Below are 20,924 nucleotides of genomic sequence, written 5' to 3'. Positions count from 1 at the left end.
TTTATTTAGTGATAATGATCTTTTTAGTGATGATCTTATCCTCAGAAAATAACTTCACGATATAAACTGCCGCACTTAGCTGCTGTCTTATTCTCAGCCTTACCACTTGCTCTGAGGGAATGTTTTCAAAGCTCATAATTCTTTGTCCCGAAACGCTGTATATTTCTACCCGTTCGATGTTCAGTAGATCCGGATTTTCCAGTGAGATCTCATCTGTATCCTTATAATAGTCCAGGCTAAGAAATTCGTCCTTAGGTTCCAGGTCAGGGTTTTCAGGTTGAACAGGATTTTCCTTCTCAGGCTCTTCAGACTCATTTTCCTCGGTTTCTTCTACAGAATTCTTATTTCTGAAAACAACTTCAAACCTATCATTGAACGATCCGGTCTCTTCGATTGTGGTTGTAAAGTCTTCTTCAGATATTTTATAATATTCGTCATTCGAATTATCCTTAAGGAAGATCTCGAAACTTGATTTCAAATTCTCAGTTTCATCTACCCTAATGGTAAATTCTCCGGCTTCAGCAACTTTAATACCTAAGGGTAAAACACGTTCGGGCTCAAAATCAGGAACTGCCTGGATAACGAATTCGGTATCACTAATCATCCAGTACATATCTTCAACATTATTCTCAATAAGCGGTGCGTCATAACCAAGGTCAAAACCTCCTGTTGCATTTTCATCTGCTGTTACCAGGATCTGCCTGTGATATCCTTTAGGAGATTCAAATTTAAGTCTAATCTTATAGCGTTCATCCAGGTTGGCCTTGTCCTGGTCAGCTTTAGGATTATCCTTTTCCTGACTGTGAAATTGAGAAAGATCATTTCCATTATTATCTTTTTCAGATTCCAGTATGAAAGCACGATATTTATTTTTGTAGGTAATCGTGATTGGATTATCTACTCCCTTAGTATTGATAAAGAAAGCCTGTCCCACCGGTATAAATTGACCTGGAGGATCTTTTTGACTGGAATCTTCATTATTGTTTATCCTTGAATCTACAGATGAAGCCGAAGAAATTCCACCGGAAAGGTTATAGACGGCATATCCGCCGACATATTCTTCCAGGTAATGAGAATCTTCCTTTCCAAAATGGTCCCAGAAATAAAGGGCTCCGTTAAAATCACTAATATTTTCATTAATAAATTGCAGGGCATCAATAGCTGATGGATATGGATTTCCCGTCAAGAGATTCTGGTCTACTCCAACGCTAACGCTAATATCCCCATTGTGCGGCTTACCCCGGAAAGTATAATTCTGCCTGGTGCTAATCGGGACGTATCCCCTGGTACCCTTCATCGTATAACCTATACCCGGGGGCAAAGATTCTGTTTGGTCAAACTGGCTCCATGAGAAATAATCATCTGCCTCCCCGTTAAAATCATCTTCTGGATCACCAAAATTATAGAGCCAATAGGTACTTATACGGGCATTTCCGGTATAGTTGCCATCTGCCCAATGATATTGATTATTAAAATCTATAGTTGCCGGAGCATCGGGATCTGAACCATCTAAAAGAATATCTTCTATAGTGTAACCCGAATTGTTGGGATTACCGGTAGTAGAAACCGGGGAAGACCAGTAGTTGTAATTAAAGCTGTTCGCTGTTCCCTGCTGATCAATATCTATATAGCCAGAACTGGCTTCTTCCAGAATACTCCCTTCTGTTTGTATAAGCTGAGAGTTACCTTCAAGATTAATACTGCCATCTAATCTTAGATAATGCGTGACTGTTAATCCCTGGCCGGATTCATCTTCAACATTACCATCGATTAATAATTCTCCCAATTTGGAAAAAAGCCCCAATACCTGAATGTCCTGTGCTGTAGAGAATATATTGTTATTAACTTCGACAATATTCCAATTAATAGGATTGTCGTTTATACCCTTCCCGTTGGGTACATTCCATACATCTGGTCTTAGCCAGGTAGATTTATCTCTCCAGGAGCCATCCTGGTTTGAAATATACGGAAGGGGAGCTGTATTTTCCTGTTCCGTTTCAATATTGATTAATTTACCATCTGCTTTAGTAAGAGCTAAATCTGGAGTAAGACCGGCAGAAGGCTTCAAAGAAATATCGTGAGAAATTAAATTTTCTGCAGGGTCAGGATCATTAGAGATTAATCGATAATAACCCTGGAGATCTCCCCAATTAAGATCATACCAGCGTTTATTATTTTGATCTAAGTTATAGTTTTGGTTGTCCTGATGATAACTACCTGTGTTTCGATGTTGTATAAGTTCGCCATCTATTGGCGTTGCAGAATTAGGACTGGAGATTAGATCTAATCGCTGATTCATCATAAATCTAATTTGCTCTGGTATCAAAGCCTTATTCCAGATACGGAATTCTTCCATCCATCCTGAGAAATAATTCTTTGGGCTCCAGGGACTGGCAGAATCATAAATTGCGCCCATTAGAAAAGGAGCGACAGTTGTTGATGGATTCGATGTGCCACTCGTATTGCCAACCTCTATTCCATCTACATATAATCTAGCTGTATTATTCTGAAAAACAACAGCGAGGTGATACCATCGGCTGGTGTTTATAATTTTGGAGGTGGTAGCAGATTTATTCCCCCATCTGAAAGTAGGTGAACCATTATTTATAATAAGATCATATCCGCCTGCGGTAGGATTGGATTTATCCTTTTTAGAGAAAATTGTCTTTAGGCCGGAGGTTGATTCAGGTTTAACCCAGATCTCAAATGTGAATGCCCCAGAGGTGAAACCATAATTATCTCCCATTGAGATGTGGTCATCCTCACCATCAAAGTCCAAGGCATTACAATCTCCTGCAAATTCAATGGTAACAGTATCTGTTTGCGAACAAGATCCATCTGCATTCGCTATTGTCCAGTTAAGGGTATAAGTCCCTGGGTTTCCAGTGAATCCTGAGTTTGGATCATCGGTATCGATAATAGTACCTCCCATAGCGGAATTTCCAGTATCAATAGACCATTCTCCATTCCCTTCTGTTGGTGTATTAGCATTTAAAGTTGTTTCAAAAATTCCACAACCCAGAGACTGAGGCTCTCCGGCATCGGGAACGGTTAGTTCTACTGGCTCAACAATAGTAACACTTTCAATTTCCTGGCATCCATTGGCATCGGTTACAGTAACAGTATAGGTTCCTGCAGTAAGATTGGTTGCGGTAGCAGTAGTTTGTTCATTTGGATCATTCCATAGGTATTCGTACGCATTGCCAGATAAAGGTGTACCTCCAGAGGCGGTAGCTGTCGCAGACCCTAGATCTCCAAAACAATCGGGGTTATCTGGTACAATATTTAAAGTGATTACCGTTGCCGGTTCTTCAATAACCACAGAATCTGAATTTCTATTACCTCTTGAATCTTCAATGTAAACGGTATAGGTGCCTGCAGCAAGATTGTTAAAAGTATTTGAGCTAGAGTATACATCATTCGCACCAGTAATATTGAATCTGTAAGGTGCAAAACCACCGGTTCCTCTGGCATTGATTATTCCCGTGGATTCACCTTTACACAAAATATCTGTAGGAGTTGCTTCTACATATACCGGAGTGGGTACCGTTACGGGCTCGTTTATGGAATAACAAAATCCTTTATTATTGCTAAAACAATCTTTTTTGGAAACATTGGTGTAGGTGATATAAAAGCCTTCTATTTCTAAAGCATCGTTACAATTATATTCTATAGGTTCATTAGTTAGCCTGATGAAATCACCTACTTTGTTTACCTTACCCTGGTTTTCTGATGCCGGGATTTCATCGATTTCATCTTCATCTTTACAGCCTGTATCAGATTGAGTTTCAAAAAAATCTGTTATTCCATTGGTAGTTTTAAATGTAACTTCTGTATATGGATTATACATATTCACATTTTTAGATACAGGAAGGAATAGATATTTATTTACTGAGGGATTACATACCGTTGGATCATCAAGATCTAATTCTACGCCATTTATATCTCCTATATAAATCGCATCAACATCAAACTGAGCATTTTGAGCCTGTCCACAAGGTTCATGGCAAAGACCCACATATTGCTGGTAGTTGAGAGTAAGAGTTTGAAAAACATTACCAGAATTATCCCGGTCTGTAATTGTAAGCGTGATCGATTTATTTCCGGGTGTATTATAATTTACAGAATGTTCCCCAGGTCCGGTTCTAACCGGTCCTCCATCAGCGAAATTCCACGAGTATTCGTAATTACCGTAACCGCCAAGTGCCGTTAAATTAGCGGTTCTAAAAAAGCCTGTTCTTATCTGGCCATCCTCAATATTGTCTCCCTCACACTGAGTCGCAGATTCTATTTCAGCAAATAAGGCGTCGCGAACGGTAATTGATGTAATTGAAGATATACAACCTTTCGCGTCTATTACAGTAACTTCATAAGTACCGGCAGCAAGATTATTAGCAGTTTTAGTGGTTTTAATTACAGCATTATTCCCCTCCAAACGCCATTCATAAGTATATCCAGGAGTTCCTCCGGTTGGGTTCGCAGTTGCAGAACCTGTTGAACTTCCAAATGAGGTGGTAGGATTGGATGTCGCGGTTACACTTAAAGGAGCTGAAGGTTGCGTGATAACTACCTCGTTATCCAGGAGTCTTGAACACCCGGGGTAATCTGCATCTCTCATAAATACAGAATATGTACCTGCTACCAGACCTGTAAATTCTGAATCCCCTTGCCAGGTTACCTCATCCAGAGAAAATTCGTAATTATTGTGACCTCCTTCTACATTCGTAAGATTTATTTTTCCTGTAGCATCTCCATAGCAATTGACATTAGTTTTAGAGATATCGGCGTCTAATTGTTCTGGCTCAGTAATTTCAATAAAATCCTGAAGGGAACAACCATTATCATCTACTATAAAAACGGTGTATTCAGCTGCGGGTAAATTTTCAAAGGCCGGTGAGCTTTGAAAATTTGCATTGTCCAGGGAGTAGAGATATGGAGAAGTCCCACCGGTTACAGTCCCAACATTTATACTTCCATCATTACCTCCATTACAGGAAACAGCAGAGGTTGAAGTGCCTGAAATATTTAGTTGATCGGGTTCAGTGACAGTCACGGTTTCTGTGTCTTCACAGTTTTTATCATCCCGAACGGTGATGGTATAATTTCCGGCGGAAAGGTCATTAAAGGTTTTCGAGCTTTGGAAATTGCTTCCGTCAATGCTGTATTGAAAGGTGGAGTTTCCACCGGTAATGGTTCCAGCAGTTACCGTTCCATCGTTACCCCCGTTGCAGGAGACTGGTGTGGTCGTGGAATTGGCGATGATGAGCTCGTCGGGTTCAGTGACAGTCACGGTTTCTGTGTCTTCACAGTTTTTATCATCCCGAACGGTGATGGTATAATTTCCGGCGGAAAGGTCATTAAAGGTTTTCGAGCTTTGGAAATTGCTTCCGTCAATGCTGAATTGAAAGTTGGAGTTTCCACCCGAGATGGTTCCAGCAGTTACCGTTCCATCGTTGCCTCCGTTGCAGGAAACAGGTGTGGTCGTGGAATTGGCGATGATGAGCTCGTCGGGTTGAGCAACGGTTACAGTTTCTGTGTCCTGGCAACCTTTATCATCCCGAACGGTAATGGTATAATTTCCGGCGGCAAGGTCATTAAAGGTTTTCGAGCTTTGAAAATTGGTTCCGTCAATGCTGTATTGAAAGGTGATATTTCCACCCGAGATGGTTCCAGCGGTTACCGTTCCATCGTTGCCTCCGTTACAGGAGACTGGTGTGGTCGTGGAATTGGCGATGATGAGCTCGTCGGGTTCAGTGACAGTCACGGTTTCTGTGTCTTCACAGTTTTTATCATCCCGAACGGTGATGGTATAATTTCCGGCGGCAAGGTCATTAAAGACTTTCGAGCTTTGGAAATTGGTTCCGTCAATGCTGTATTGAAAGGTGGTATTTCCACCGGTAATGGTTCCAGCAGTTACCGAACCATCGTTGCCCCCGTTGCAGGAGACTGGTGTGGTCGTGGAATTGGCGATGATGAGCTCGTCGGGTTCAGTGACAGTCACGGTTTCTGTGTCTTCACAGTTTTTATCATCCCGAACGGTGATGGTATAATTTCCGGCGGAAAGGTCATTAAAGACTTTCGAGCTTTGGAAATTGGTTCCGTCAATGCTGAATTGAAAGGTGGTATTTCCACCCGAGATGGTTCCAGCAGTTACCGAACCATCGTTGCCCCCGTTGCAGGAGACTGGTGTGGTCGTGGAATTGGCGATGATGAGCTCGTCGGGTTCAGTGACAGTCACGGTTTCTGTGTCTTCACAGTTTTTATCATCCCGAACGGTGATGGTATAATTTCCGGCGGAAAGGTCATTAAAGACTTTCGAGCTTTGGAAATTGCTTCCGTCAATGCTGAATTGAAAGGTGGTATTTCCACCCGAGATGGTTCCAGCAGTTACCGAACCATCGTTGCCCCCGTTGCAGGAGACTGGTGTGGTCGTGGAATTGGCGATGATGAGCTCGTCGGGTTCAGTGACAGTCACGGTTTCTGTGTCTTCACAGTTTTTATCATCCCGAACGGTGATGGTATAATTTCCGGCGGAAAGGTCATTAAAGACTTTCGAGCTTTGGAAATTGCTTCCGTCAATGCTGTATTGAAAGGTGGTATTTCCACCGGTAATGGTTCCAGCAGTTACCGTTCCATCGTTGCCTCCGTTACAGGAGACTGGTGTGGTCGTGGAATTGTCGATGATCAGCTCGTCGGGTTGAGCAACGGTTACAGTTTCTGTGTCCTGGCAACCTTTATCATCCCGAACGGTAATGGTATAATTTCCGGCGGAAAGGTCATTAAAGATTTTCGAGCTTTGGAAATTGGTTCCGTCAATGCTGTATTCAAAGGTGGTGTTTCCACCCGAGATGGTTCCTGCGGTTACTGAACCATCGGTACCTCCGTTACAGGAGACAGGGGCGGTAGTAGAACCAGTAATGATTAGTTCGTTGGGTTCAGCGATGGTAACTGTTTCAGTATCTTCACAGCCTTTCTCATCCCGAACGGTGATGGTATAATTTCCGGCGGAAAGGTCATTAAAGGTTTTCGAGCTTTGGAAATTGCTTCCGTCAATGCTGTATTGAAAGGTGGTATTTCCACCCGAGATGGTTCCAGCGGTTACCGTTCCATCGTTGCCCCCGTTGCAGGAGACTGGTGTGGTCGTGGAATTGGCGATGATGAGCTCGTCGGGTTCAGCGACAATAATTGTTTCACTATTTTCACCATCAGATTCATCGGTTACAGTTACAGTATAAGAGCCTGGTGACAGATTAGAAATATCTTTCGATGTCGCTGTGAAACCATTAGGCCCAGTCCAATGATAATTATAATTACCATCTCCACCAGTAACATTTATGGCTATACTCCCATCATTGGAAGAATTACATGAAGAATTAGTATGATCAGATGTTATATTTAAAATAAAATCGCCATCAACCCCACTTATTGATGTAATAGAAATAAGTAGCGTTAAAGCAATAAGTAAATAGCGGATTTGGGATCCTCGGGTAATTTTATGCATAGGCACCAATGTAAATTACATCGGTAAAAATACTATATTGAAGATAAAATGCGCTATAAAACTTAAAAAATTAACATTAAGGGCCTAAAAATCAGTGTTTAATATCCGATTTGTAGGTGTTTTCTTTAAAAAAGATTATTTCACGATAATCTTTTTATTACAAATACCGGTCTCGCAGAATACTTTTACTATATAAACACCAGATCTAACTGGTCTCATACCAAGAAGTATTTCTTCTTCGGTTGGTAATTCATCAAACTCCTGGATCAATTTACCTCCCATATCAAAGATCATCACCTTATCAACTTTTAAGAGATCGAAATTACTGATCTTAACCTGTTTGCTAAACGTACTGTAGCTAATGCCTACCAGGTCATCTATTATTGGCAGATTAGGATCTATAACATCATCTGGATCGGGATCTGGGATCACCGGATCCTGGGCTTGTTCTTTAAAGAATACTAATTCAAACCGGTCGGTTATTTCTCCGGTTACCTCGGTATTACCTACATAGGCTTGTTTCAGGATATCGTGTATACTATCGGTTAATTTATCTTTTAGATATAGTTCTTTCTCTGAAGGCCAGTTCTCAGTTTCATCGATCCTGATCTTGAATTCACCGCCGGCATTCGTTTTCACAGCCAGGGGAAGTATTTGCTCTTTTTCAAAATCGGGAACACCCTGAATAACAAATCTATTTTCTTCGAACCACCAGTACATGTCTTCGATATTGTTCTCGATAAGTGGAGCGTCGTAACCCACATCAAAGCCATTCGAAGTATTTTCATCCCGGGTAACTAATATTTGCCGGTGATAGCCTTTCGGGGACTCGAATTTCAGTCTGATTTTCATTCGCTGATCTTGGTTGGAGGTTTGCTGCTCGCCTTTTACGATATCATCTTCCTGTTGTAAAAATATTGAAGGATCTACAGATTCTCTTTTATATATTCTTTGAGTGTTATCAAAAATGATATCCCCCGCAAAATTTTGTCCGGCGACAGGTGCACTATTCAAAAAGAATCCCTGAGCCACTGGTATATATCTTTCCGGAACTATGTTATTCGATCCGCCACCACTGTTAATTCTCCAGTCATTTGAAATAGCCGGGGCAGATCCAGATAAAGTATAGGTAGCATATCCTCCTATGTATTCCTCTAGAATATGCGTGCTGCCAGCGAAATGATCCCAATAATATAAGGTGCCATTGAACACATTCTGATTATTTTGGTTGTTTCCAGATCCTGTTCCAACATTTACCAGGTTGTCCCTTAAAAATTCTTCCGCATCTATAGCAGAAGGGTAAGGATTACCTACCAAATAGTTTTGATTGTTTTGTAAATAAAGTTCAGTGGTAGGGATATTACCATTATTGGGTTTGCCTTCGAAAATATAATTCTGTTGTTGTGTATTTGGTGCTACAGTTCCATCTGTACCTTTCATAGAGAATCCGGCTCCAACTATCTCGGTATAATCTGATCCCAAATGAAGCCAGTCTCCATAAATGTCAGCGTTACCACCCCTGAAGTCCCAGATCCATTCATTACTTATGGTGATGGGGCTGGTCTTCGCTCCATCAGCAGAAAAATAACCATTAGACCAATTTATAGGTTGAGGGGAGGCAGGATTTGTACCATCATACATTACCTGGTTCAATATAAAGCCAGAATTGTTGTTAGCTCCCTGATTACTTACAGGACTTGTTAAATAATTATAATTAAAACTACTCATTCTTCCCTGTTGATCGATCTGCGCCCATCCGGCACTGGTATTATCCAGAATACTTCCATGGTCCTGTAGTAATTGAGATTCTCCTTCAAGATCCATATTTCCATGAAGCAATAGATAATGGGAAATACGAATAAAATGGTCATCTGGAATTGATTCAATGGTCAATTCTTTGTCAACAGTTTCAGAAAGTAATCCAAGCATGGTGATATGCTTATCTCCAGAACTAATATTATGATTTATACGGGCAATATTCCAGTCAATTGGTGAACCGCCCGAAGTGCTGTTCGGATGATCCCAGACTGCCGGTCTCGCCCAGGTATTAATATCTTCCCAGTTTCCACCTTGTTTAGAGAAATAAGGAGTGGGAGAGGTGTTTTCCTGATCTGTGGTAATATTATAAAGTCTACCTGGAACTTTGTTTACAGCATGATCTGGGGTATTTCCTCCAGATGGTTCCAGGGCGGGATCAAAATAACCGGGTATTAAATTAGCAGGATCAGGGATGTCTGAATATAACCTGTAATAGCCGGCGAGGTCGTTTATAGTTAAATTATAGAAAGGAGTGTCGTCCTGATCTAAATTATAGGTTCCATTAGTATGATAGCTGCTAAGGCCTCCATCTGCAATTACCAGGTTAGGAACAACTTCTCCCTGAAGTGGAGATACGACGGTTCCCGTAGCATCCAGTTTAAGGCGTTGATTCATCATAAACCTGATTTGCTTCTCCGTGGGTTGAGTGTTCCAGATCCTCAATTCCTCGATCCAGCCTGAGAAATGATTGGAAGTAGTTTTAGTGCTGGCATTGAATCTTGCGCCAATACTCGTATTGTTAATGCCAGATCCACTTATATCGATATTCCCGGAAGCGACTCCATCAACCCAAAGGTCTCCGTTATTTGCTACGGCAATATGATGCCATCTTCCATTTTTTGAAACTCCATTAAGATCTTCCATTCTAATCTCCATTCCAGAACTGCTAAATATAACGCCTGTTGAAGCCTCTGTTGTACCTCCACTATCAATAGGCCTGTCAAAAGGTCTAATCCAGGCTTCTATAAAATAATTTCCGTTATAGTTGTTACCTAAATCGATATAATCATCATCTCCGTCGAAATCCAGCGTGGTACAGTCGATGTACTCAAATGATGTATCAAAATGGGTCATTGGACACGGATTAGCTGAAATATCCTGGGTGACCATAGTACCCTGAATATCCCGTGTGGTTTGAGACTCATTAGGCGTGATAGCAAATCTCAAGGTATAATTTCCTTCAACTGTTGGTTGGAATATCGCCTGTGGATCATTGATCGCAGCCAGATTATCGTCTGTATTAACGAAATGATCTTCAGAGAAATTATATCCCGCGGGTGCTTCAATAACTTCCCAGGCCACTGTAGAACCTTCACCTTCGGGAAATTCCGTGATGTCACCCTGGAATACCCCTGTGATTGTGGCTGAAAGCTGCACATCTGTTTCACCACAGGCTCCTACCTGAGAAATTGCTGTGGAGGTGTAATTATCAAATACATAGACGCTGGCTACGGCTGAATTCTCCGCGCTCTCGCAAGGATCACCATTTGTATCAAATACTAATGCAGTCTGGACCTCAAAATCATTCCAGCCAATCTTCGGCCATTGTGCCCCATCTTGTGGGTACGTAACTGTACTTTGATTGATCTCTCCTATTTGTTCCAGGTTATTATTTGGATCATTAATATCATCATCATAATACCAGATCAACTGTACGTTTTGCGGATCTTCTGGAAGTCCAATATCGTCAATGGTATATATACCACCCGTTGTACCATCATATAACCATCTAACGCGAAGGTTACTTAATCCTGCGTATGGACTCAGGTCTATTTCCATATTATTTGGTGGGCCTAAATGATCATCCCCGAATAGAGCATAATTACCACTTACTACAGGGCCTTGAATTTCCATCAAAACTATGTTGTATGTATTACCTCCATCCATGGAGAGCTCCACACGAATTAAATCGTCTGAGGTGAGGTTGTATGCCTGATCGAAAGTAAGAGTAGGATTATCCATTGTATAAAGGTTGAAAACAGGAGTTTCCAGGGTGGATGGATTGTTTCCAGAAACAATTGCGAATCCCTTATTTCCTTCATCACAGGAACATGAATCAAACCTTTGCCAAATAATACTGCCTGGATCATTAGGATCATTCATTTGGTAATCATGCGGATTTGTTCTCATCCACCTTTCTGGCCGGGTGTTATCGGCGGCCGATTCAAAAGTATATTCCGTATAATCACTACTTCCAAATCTCATTACTCTCCAGCCATGGTTGGCTATGGAAGAATTATCAAATGCGCCGCCCTGGAATGTCCCACTTCCGCCATAACCTGTAGATGAGCTCAAGGTCACGATCTCTCCAAGACATACTTCTCCCGGCGTAATCTGTACCGGGCTTGGTGCAATGTCTGACGGGATAATACTCAAGGTGGCATAATCTGAATAAACGTTTGGTTCACAAGCTCCGCTCTGGACTTCAACTCGAAATAAGGTGGATTCGTTCATTGCAGCTGTATTCACCTGGGCTCCGGTAAGGCTATTTCCCGTAAAGTTTTCTCCATTCTCTTGAATGTTAGTCCATCCAGATTGAGAATTTCTGCGATATTGCCATGCTACGATTTCGCCCACTAATGGACCGGTATATTGCAGGGGTACCAGATAATCTTCTGTTGGAAATTCACACATCATAAAGACCCTGTCTGTTCCTCTGAATAAAACTCCGCCCGCCTGGGGTTCTTGATCTACTGATACCGAAGTTTCGGTAGAGGCCTCTTCGCCACAAACACCATTTTTTACAATTGCCCTGAAACTGGTAGGGCCTGGAATATCCTGAAACGCCAGAGTGTCAGAAGTTTCAGAAATTGTTGTCCAGTTAATGCCATCGGTAGAACTTTCCCACCTCAAAATTTCCCCCAAATAATCGGCCAGGGTAATGGTGCCTGCATTCTGAGTAACACATACCGAAGCCGGTCCGGTTGTTATTCCGCCATCGGAGGGTTCCTCAACGTTAATAGTTATAACATCTGTATTTACGCAACCCAAATCATCTGTTCCGGTAACTTCATAATTAAAACTTCCTGAATTATCACCGGTAATGGTAATTTCATTACCTGTTCCTATCTCTGCACCTTCAAAATACCATTTATAGGTTGTAGCACCAGTGGCCATTAATCTGGTTTCAGTACCTATACAAATATCAGATGAGAATCCATCTATAATATTGATTTGAATTTCAGGAAGAGGGTTAATGATGATATCCACCTTGGTGCGATCACTTTCACAACCAGTACTGTTCAGGGTCTGACTAGCCCAGTAAGAAGTTATCTGTACTGTACCTGTATTAGGTATGGGAGCGGAGCCCAGTGGGGTTGCAGCATTTTCAGAATCGTACCAGTTAATTGTGGAACCGGCATCAGGAGTAATAGAAATTGGATCGGTCACGGTTTGATTGAAACAATAATTGAATTCGATAGTTTCAGTTGCTAATGGACCTGGTTTATCATTAATAATAACCTTTAATTCTGCAGGATCACTTTCACATCCGTTGGGTTGCCTTTGAGACACCCAGTAGGAAGTTTCTCCTACTGCATCTGTTAATGGAGTTATAGAGGTTCCCAAATAGGTGAATTCTGTAGTTGTAGAATCATAACTATACCACAAAAGCTCGTTATCACTACTGTCTTTTGTGGCGGTTAACTCTACGGCCGGGTCATTTAGGCAATAGACGATATCTGAGGTTACGGGAGGAGCTGGTCTTGGATTTACCCTGAAGGTAAATGTTTTCGAAGTTGCCGCAGCACAGGTGAAATAATCAGGCCCGTCGATTTCTACCCAATATACACCGTCATCATTTGTATTTATATTTTCAATAGTTAGTGTTCCGGTGTATACCCCCTCCGTACCAGTAGGACCTGTGGCATTCATTGAATATTTCCCCGAGTTTGGATTGATAGGATTACCATCTTTTATCCACTGAAAGTTTAATGGAGCTCCATTGGCGTGCGCTTCATATTCAAAGGACAGGCTTTCGTAGTCATCCTCACAAATGGTAACGTCTTCTGCTGGTTTTGTAATTTCAATATCCTCATCAATATTTAAGGTTACAGGATCTGAAGTAACAGAGGTGCAAACAGGGTTTGTGCTGCTTACAACTACATGATATTCCCCGTGATTGGCGTCATAAGTAACGTTGGAAAAGGATAAAATGGAACTTGTCTCTCCATTGATTTGTACAAAATTTCCATTAACATCTTTTTTATACCATTGATAAGTTACATCGCTAGGAGTGGCGACGACTTCAAAGGAGGCGGGATTGCTTGAGCAGGTACCAAAGTTCTCAGGTTGAGTGGTGATTAACACCTGCTCATAAATCTGTATATCTGTTGTCGTCTCCACAACAGGGCAGCCATCGTCATTTGTGTCTTTGCTATAAGTGATCGTATGAGTTCCCGGGGTACTGCCTGAAGGATTTATATCCCCGGAGTTTGCATCAATATCCAGGCCTTCTGTTCCATAGAAACTTCCTCCGGTATAATCTCCTGCAGTACTGCTATAATTTACGCTGTAAACTGTATTGTCTGAAGTACAAAAAGGAGCATCATAGCTTATAGAAACCTGTGGTAGCTGGGTAATGGTTACCTGTGTTTCTACAATTACTTCATTACATCCGCTGGTTGCTGGGATTGTATAATAAACAGTATAAGGATTGGAATTGGGACTGCTTGTTTGCGGACTGATCTCTCCAGTATTGGCATCTATATCAAGACCTCCTGGTGTAGAAGAGAATGTGCCATTTTCGTAAGCTCCAATTCCATTGGTGAAAGTAACCGTTTGTGCGGTACCATCTGAAGTACAGAATGGATCTTCGTAACTTATTTCAACAAAGGGCAGTTCATTGATGGTTACCGTAGTTTGTGCTGTAAAAGTTACACAGCCTGATGTTGTATCATAGCTAACAGTATAGGTGCTTGGGGAACTTGTTCCAGGAGTTATTTCACCTGTAGTGGAATCAAGACTAAGTCCTGCCGGACTGGAATAAAAATCACCATTTTCGAAGGCTCCGGTTCCGGTAAGGGTTACAGCAACAGTACCTGACTGAGAGGTACAGAATTCTCCATCATACGAAATGGCAGCGGTTGGATCAGGGTTAACAATGATCTGTCCGGTTTGCGAAACATTATTGCAGGCACTAATGGTTGTTACTGTATAATCAAAAACTCCATCTTCGCTGGGAGTACCAGTTAAAGTGTAGATACCATTATTGAAACTTCCGGAAATTCCGGATGGGAGTCCGGTTACGGTAGCATCGGTCCCTGGAGATGTTATGTTGAATGGAATGTCAGCTATCGCGGTATTGATGCAAATTTCCTGATTTTTATTAGTGGGAGAATCTATAATGGGATCAGGTAATACAGTGATTATGCCATCCTGGGTTGTATTTAAACAATCCCCATTAGTAGTTACAGTATAATTAAAGGTGCCTGCCTCGCTTGCAGTACCGCTAATCGTAAAGTTTCCTGTGGTGAAATTTCCAATAAGTCCTGCTGGAAGACCCGATACACTGGCATTTGTGACTGTTAAATTAGTGCTGAAGATAATATCTGTTATAGCATTGTTTATGCAAATTTCCTGATCTTTATTCGCAGGATCGGAAATTGTCTGATCTGGGTTGACGGTTATATTTCCGGTTTGTGAAGTTTGCTGAGAAGAGCAGTTACCCGTGGTATTAACAGTATAATCAAAACTGCCGGATTCAGTAGGTGTTCCGGAAATGGTGAAAACTCCGGCGTTATAGTTACCGATAAGACCTGCAGGTAAGCCTGTCACATTTGCCCCAGTTCCGGCATCTGTAATATTGAATAAAATATCTGCAATAGGGTTATCAATACATACCGTCTGATCTTTTTCAGCGGGATTACTAATTACTGCGTCGCTGAGCACTGTTATTAACATTTCATCTACCTTAGGGTCTGGACATTGCCCACTTGGGCTTACCGAGGTAATGGTAATAGTGACTGTTCCGCCGTTATCCCTGATATTTGCTGGAATAATATAATCTGAATCCAGTTTATTCGGGTTTGAGAAACTTCCTCCAGAGATGCTTGCACTCCAATCCCAATCCTGATTTTTCTTGATAACTCCGCCTATTTCACCTGCTAAAGTAATTGAAGAAGTTCCCATGCAAACTGTTTGATCTGGTCCGGCGTTAACATAGGCCACAGTTCCTGTGGTCACTTCCATACTCACAGGTTGACTATTGCCACATTCATTAACACCTACCACAGTAATATTTCCTGAATTGGCATTAGCTTGTGCGGTTACCGTTATTTCATTGGTATTAACACCGTTGGTTACGGTCCATCCCCCGGTATTTGGGAAGGTCCATAAATAGGAAGTTGCACCTGGAATGGGATTTACTCTATAAACCAGACCAGGGGCTACCGGGCAAATTGCTGTCGGGTTATGTGCCGGATTCGTATTGTCAAAAGAAGGTGTAATTGCTGATAGGGAATCGTCAACTTGAATATTTATTTCATTGCTCTCTGCTGTTGCAGTAGCCAGGCATTCCTCATCTGAGGTCATTATTACCTTTACAGTTTGTCCATTAGTCAAACTTGAAGTAGTAAAAGATGCTCCTCCAGATCCTGCTGGACTTCCGTCAACATACCACTGGTAAGTTGGACTGGCTCCACCATTAACAGGTGTCGCGGTAAAAGTGATGGAAGAGCCTGAACATATAATATTATTCGTGTCATTAGAAACTATAGATACCTCAGGTGTAAGATTAGGATTTACAGTTACACTTACCGGGTCGCTGGTGGCGGTTGTAGTTGCCAAACAGGTTTCATTCGAAGTAAGCACCACGGTAACGTTTTGTCCGGCACTTAAATTAGTGGTAGTATAGGTAGGACTATTTGTTCCTACATTGGTGCCATCAAGTTTCCATTGATAAGAAGGTGCTGTTCCCCCATTAGTTGGCGTAGCGGTAAATGTGATACTGTCACCATCGCATATATCACTATCGCTGGCAGTAATTGTTACATCGGGTGTAAGGTTGGGATTAACAGTAGTAACTATAGAATTACTGGTCGCTGTTGGCTGAGCCAGACAGGTTTCATTAGATGTAATAATTACGCTAACAGATTGATCTCCCACAGCAAGAGAATTTGTAATGAAAGTGTTACTGTCGCTTCCAACATTACTTGTGCCCACCTTCCATTGGTAGGAAGGGCTCGAGCCGCCATTTGTTGGAGTAGCTGTGAAAGTAACTTCTGTACCTTCACATATTATATTATCTGTGTCTGAAGAAGATATGGATACCGAAGGAGAAAGATTTTCATTTATAATTATTGAGCCGGTAAGATTTCCGGAATCTCCACAGGTTCCCGTTGCGTTAATAGTGAAATTATGAGTACCTGTGACCGAACTTGATCCACTGATAGTATATACTCCACCTGAAAAGTTTCCCGAAATACCCGTAGGCAATCCTGTAACCGTCGCTCCGGTTCCGGTTTCACCAATATCATATATGATATTAGTTATGACTTCATCCTGACAAACTTCCTGATCATTATTTCCTGAAGTCAGACTTATTGTTGCATCTTCTAAAACAGTTATTGTGCCTGACTCAGTAGCTGAATCACAGGGGCCGGAAGCTGTAACTGTGTAGGGAAAAGTACCAGCTATGGATGGTGAGCCGCTAATTGTAAAATTCCCACTGCTATAGTTTCCCGAAACACCTGTAGGAAGACCAGAAACAGTAGCGTTGTTACCGCTTCCACTTATCGTAAAAACTATCGGGTCTATGCCTGTATTAATACATACGTTCGTTTGATCTTTATTCGAAGGGGAATTAATTGTTGCATCATCTGTGATGGTAATTGTGGAGGTGGTAGATGCATTTGCACTGGTTACACAGGCCAATGTACTGGTTAATTCTACGCTAATATCATGATCCCCCGGTGAAAGAGTAGTGGTTGAATACGTACTGGAAGATGAAGATTGAACGGAAGTCCCATCAACGAACCATTCATAATTTGGGTTTGTCCCGCCATTAGTATTAGACGCTGTAAAGGTAACTGAAGAGCCAACACATTTTAAAGATGGAGATGCTGAAAAAGCTACAGTTGGAGTTTTATTTTGATTCACAGTCATGGTGATCTGACTGCTGTTTGTAGAGCAGGTTGCATCATCTGATGAAGTAACGATAACTCTAACTCTTTCTCCATTTGCTAAAGTAGAAGAGGTAAAGGTATTGTCTGTAGTAGCTGCTCCCTGGTCCACTCCATCGATTTGCCATTGGTATGAAAAAGTGCCAGTACCTCCATTAGCTGTAGCTGTAAATGTTACAGAGGTGTCCGCACATATATTATTGCCAGGACTTGCCGAAATAGAAACACTGCCGGGACATTGCCCCCAGATAAGGGCCGGCAGAAATAAAAGGAGCAATAAGAATTTACCATGTAATTTTATCCCCATAGTAACTACGGTTTTTACAATACTTAATACTGTAGGGCTTTAACGTGGGGCTGTTAAACGTGGGGCAATTAAAATGTGGGGCGGTAAGCTGCTATCGTCACAAAACACTGAATGCAAGTGAAATAGCTCATAAATTTAAAGTAAAAATATCAATATATCCTAATTATTCGTCCAAGATCTTCAATTCTCGTTGAAATAAAACAATTAAGATTGCGTTAGGTATGGTTTTGATCGTGAGTAAAATACAAAAAAAAGCCATCCTCATGGGATGGCTTTCTAATAATATGACTACGGTTTAATTATTCACCCAAGAAAGGGTATCTGTAATCTGTAGCCGGAACAAATGTTTCCTTGATCAATCTTGCAGAAACCCAGCGCATAAGATTCATTTTAGACCCTGCCTTATCATTGGTTCCACTGGCTCTGGCTCCACCAAATGGTTGCTGGCCTACCACCGCACCGGTTGGTTTATCATTGATATAGAAGTTACCGGCGGCATTCTGCAACAAGTCGGTAGCCTGGGCAGCCGCATAACGATCCCCGGATAAAATTGCCCCGGTTAACGCATAAATACTTGTGTTATCTACAAGCTCGCATATATCTGCCCATTTCTGTGCATCGAAATTCTTATCGTCATATACATAAATGGTTACTACCGGCCCGAATAACTCAGTTTCCATAGTAGTGTAATGAGGATCTGTGGTAAGAATAACCGTAGGCTCAATAAAATATCCCTTAGATTTATCATAATTACCACCCACGATGATCTCTGCGTTCTTATCTTTTTTAGCTTTATCTATATAACTAGCCAGTTTATTGAAAGACCCTTCGTGAATAACCGCATTGACAAAATTGGTCATATCTTCCGGAGTACCCATTTTAAAGGATTTTACATCCTGTACTACAAAATCTTTGATTTGTGACCATAAACTTTTTGGAAGATAAACCCTGGACGCAGCACTACATTTTTGTCCCTGGTACTCAAAAGCACCCCTGGAAATTGCGGTAGCTACCTGCTTAGGATTGGCGGTAGGGTGGGCCAGAATGAAATCCTTTCCACCTGTTTCACCTACAATTCTTGGGTAGGTCTTATACTTTTGAATGTTAGATCCAATTTTTGACCAGATTCCTTTAAATACATCGGTACTACCGGTAAAATGGATTCCGGCGAAATCAGGGCTGGCCAAGACGGTATCGGTTACCATTTCAGGATCTCCGTTCACCATGTTTATAACTCCATCGGGAAGACCGGCTTCTCTGAATACCTCCATGATTATTTGAGCTGAAAGCATCTGGCTGTCACTTGGTTTCCAAACCGCAACATTCCCCATTAGGGCAGCACTGGAAGGTAAGTTACCCGCGATCGCGGTAAAGTTGAAAGGGGTGATTGCATATACAAAACCTTCCAGGGGTCTGTATTCAACACGATTCCAAACCCCTTCAGAAGATTCTGGTTGTTCGTTGTAGATCTGGGCCATATATTCTACGTTAAATCGTAGAAAATCACAGATCTCACAGGCGGCATCAATCTCTGCCTGGTATATGTTTTTAGACTGACCGATCATGGTAGCAGCATTCATTTTTTGCCTGTAAGGACCGGCAATAAGGTCTGCCGCTTTCAGGAAAATGGCCGCACGTTGTTCCCACTCCAGTTTAGACCAGCTTTTTCTTGCTTCCAGTGCTTCAGAAATAGCTTTTTCAACATGCTTTTTCTTCGCTATATGATATGTCCCTACTACATGTTGATGATCATGTGGAGGATTGATCGTTCTCGTATCACCTGTCTTTACCTGCTCAGATCCAATATAAAGAGGAACTTCGGTATTAGCGTTCCATAGATCTTTATAAGTAAGTAATACTTCTTCTCTTTCTGGGGTTCCGGGCGCGTATGATTTTACTGGTTCATTAACAGCTTCCGGAACGTGAAAAAATCCTTTTCCCATAAATATAATTTTTTGCTTATTTCTATTGTAAATTAATTCGGCTAAAGGTAAAAAAATTAAGTGGTTTAGAAATGGAAGTAGGGCCCCTTCACGAAAGCTTAACTTTTTTTGTAATTTTCCTTTAACTTTTTGAATTCAACCTATGTGTACGATCACTTTAGTGCCTCATCCGGAATCCATGAATGGGTTTATTCTGACTTCTAACCGGGATGAAGCGATTAGCAGGGAAACCCTACCTCCGCAGAAGGAATCCTACAAGGGGGCGAAACTCTATTTTCCGAAGGATAAGGAGGCCGGAGGTACCTGGCTTGGCATTACAGATCTGAAAAGATGTGTCTGCCTTATGAATGGAGCAGATAAACCTCATGTCCGGAAATCTGAATACAGAAAAAGCAGGGGAGTAGTGGTAAAGGATTTTTTAAGTACTAAAAATTTAAAAAGGTCTTTTGAAGAATATAATCTCCGGGATATCGAGCCTTTTACCATGATCATCGTCGATTGGAATAACGGGCTGGTCTTTTATGAACTTCTATGGGATGGAAAAAACCGGAAGATCACAAAATTACCCCTAAAGGAGCATATCTGGTCTTCCTCGCCTTTGTATTCTGAAGAAATGAAGGGATTAAGAAGAACATGGTTTCAGGATTTGAAACAAAGCGATGGATTGGGCGCAAATGCTCTTTGGGATTTTCATCACCATGCCGGTGAAGGCAGTAAGGAGTATGATCTTGTTATAGACCGGGGTTTTTTAAAAACACAAAGTATAAGCCAGGTGGTAAATTCTGCAGAAGATTTAAAGTTTACCTATGAGAATTTAGAGAATAAAGAGATTGAGGTTGAGCGGTTTCAATTTAACGCGTAAGGAGCGCTTAATTTGAAAGAAGGGATATTCACCTTAAACTTCTTTCCGGTGGTGAAATTCATCATATTATAGTGACCTCGCATAGAGCCAAAAGGCCCTGTTAAAAGGCAGCCACTTTGATATGTATGGCTATGGCCTGGTTCCAGAACAGGTTTACGTCCCACAACTCCTTCCCCTGATACAGTTTTGGTTTCATTCAACACATCTCTGATCTCCCAGAACCTGGAGTCCAGTTGCACAGAATCATTGCTTTGGTTTTCTATAGTGATCTGGTATCCAAACGCATAGTGCATCTTATATTCCTTATAGAACATTCCTTCGAAATGAGTTTCGACGGAAATTCTAATGCCTTTGGTAACCTGTTGGGTCATTT

The 20,924-nt window shown here is 41.5% G+C and carries 5 protein-coding genes; 1 reads left to right on the top strand and 4 read right to left on the bottom strand.

From position 1 onward, the window contains the following. Position 1 precedes the first annotated feature (1 nt). The 3 genes from FGM01_RS11090 to pruA all read right to left on the bottom strand — a co-directional run bounded on the left by FGM01_RS11090 (position 2) and on the right by pruA (position 19,689). The gene (locus FGM01_RS11090; protein ID WP_143411242.1) at positions 2–7,501 is read right to left on the bottom strand and encodes a LamG-like jellyroll fold domain-containing protein; all 7,500 of its coding nucleotides are present in this window, start codon (positions 7,499–7,501) and stop codon (positions 2–4) included. A gap of 135 nt (positions 7,502–7,636) precedes the next feature. Further along, a complete protein-coding gene (locus FGM01_RS11085) occupies positions 7,637–17,746 on the bottom strand; it encodes an Ig-like domain-containing protein (RefSeq protein ID WP_143411241.1) in 10,110 nt (3,369 codons plus the stop codon). Positions 17,747–18,045: 299 nt separating this feature from the next. Further along, positions 18,046–19,689, bottom strand: a complete 1,644-nt coding sequence (pruA, locus tag FGM01_RS11080) for an L-glutamate gamma-semialdehyde dehydrogenase (RefSeq protein WP_143411240.1) — start codon at positions 19,687–19,689, stop codon at positions 18,046–18,048. Positions 19,690–19,831: 142 nt separating this feature from the next. Between pruA and FGM01_RS11075 the strand changes: the two genes are divergently transcribed. Beyond that, on the top strand, positions 19,832–20,551 hold the full coding sequence (locus tag FGM01_RS11075; protein WP_143411239.1) for an NRDE family protein: 720 nt from the start codon (positions 19,832–19,834) through the stop codon (positions 20,549–20,551). Here FGM01_RS11075 and apaG read toward each other — a convergent pair. Next, complete coding sequence (gene apaG / locus FGM01_RS11070; protein WP_143411238.1) at positions 20,536–20,922, bottom strand: Co2+/Mg2+ efflux protein ApaG; 387 nt, start codon at positions 20,920–20,922, stop codon at positions 20,536–20,538. The two genes, FGM01_RS11075 and apaG, sit on opposite strands and share 16 nt — an antisense overlap. Between the last annotated feature and the right edge of the window lie 2 nt (positions 20,923–20,924).

Source organism: Christiangramia sabulilitoris (assembly GCF_007050985.1).
Classification (GTDB): Bacteria; Bacteroidota; Bacteroidia; order Flavobacteriales; family Flavobacteriaceae; genus Christiangramia; species Christiangramia sabulilitoris.
Note: the sequence above shows the minus strand (reverse complement) of the source record. Positions and strands in the feature narration are given on the sequence as shown.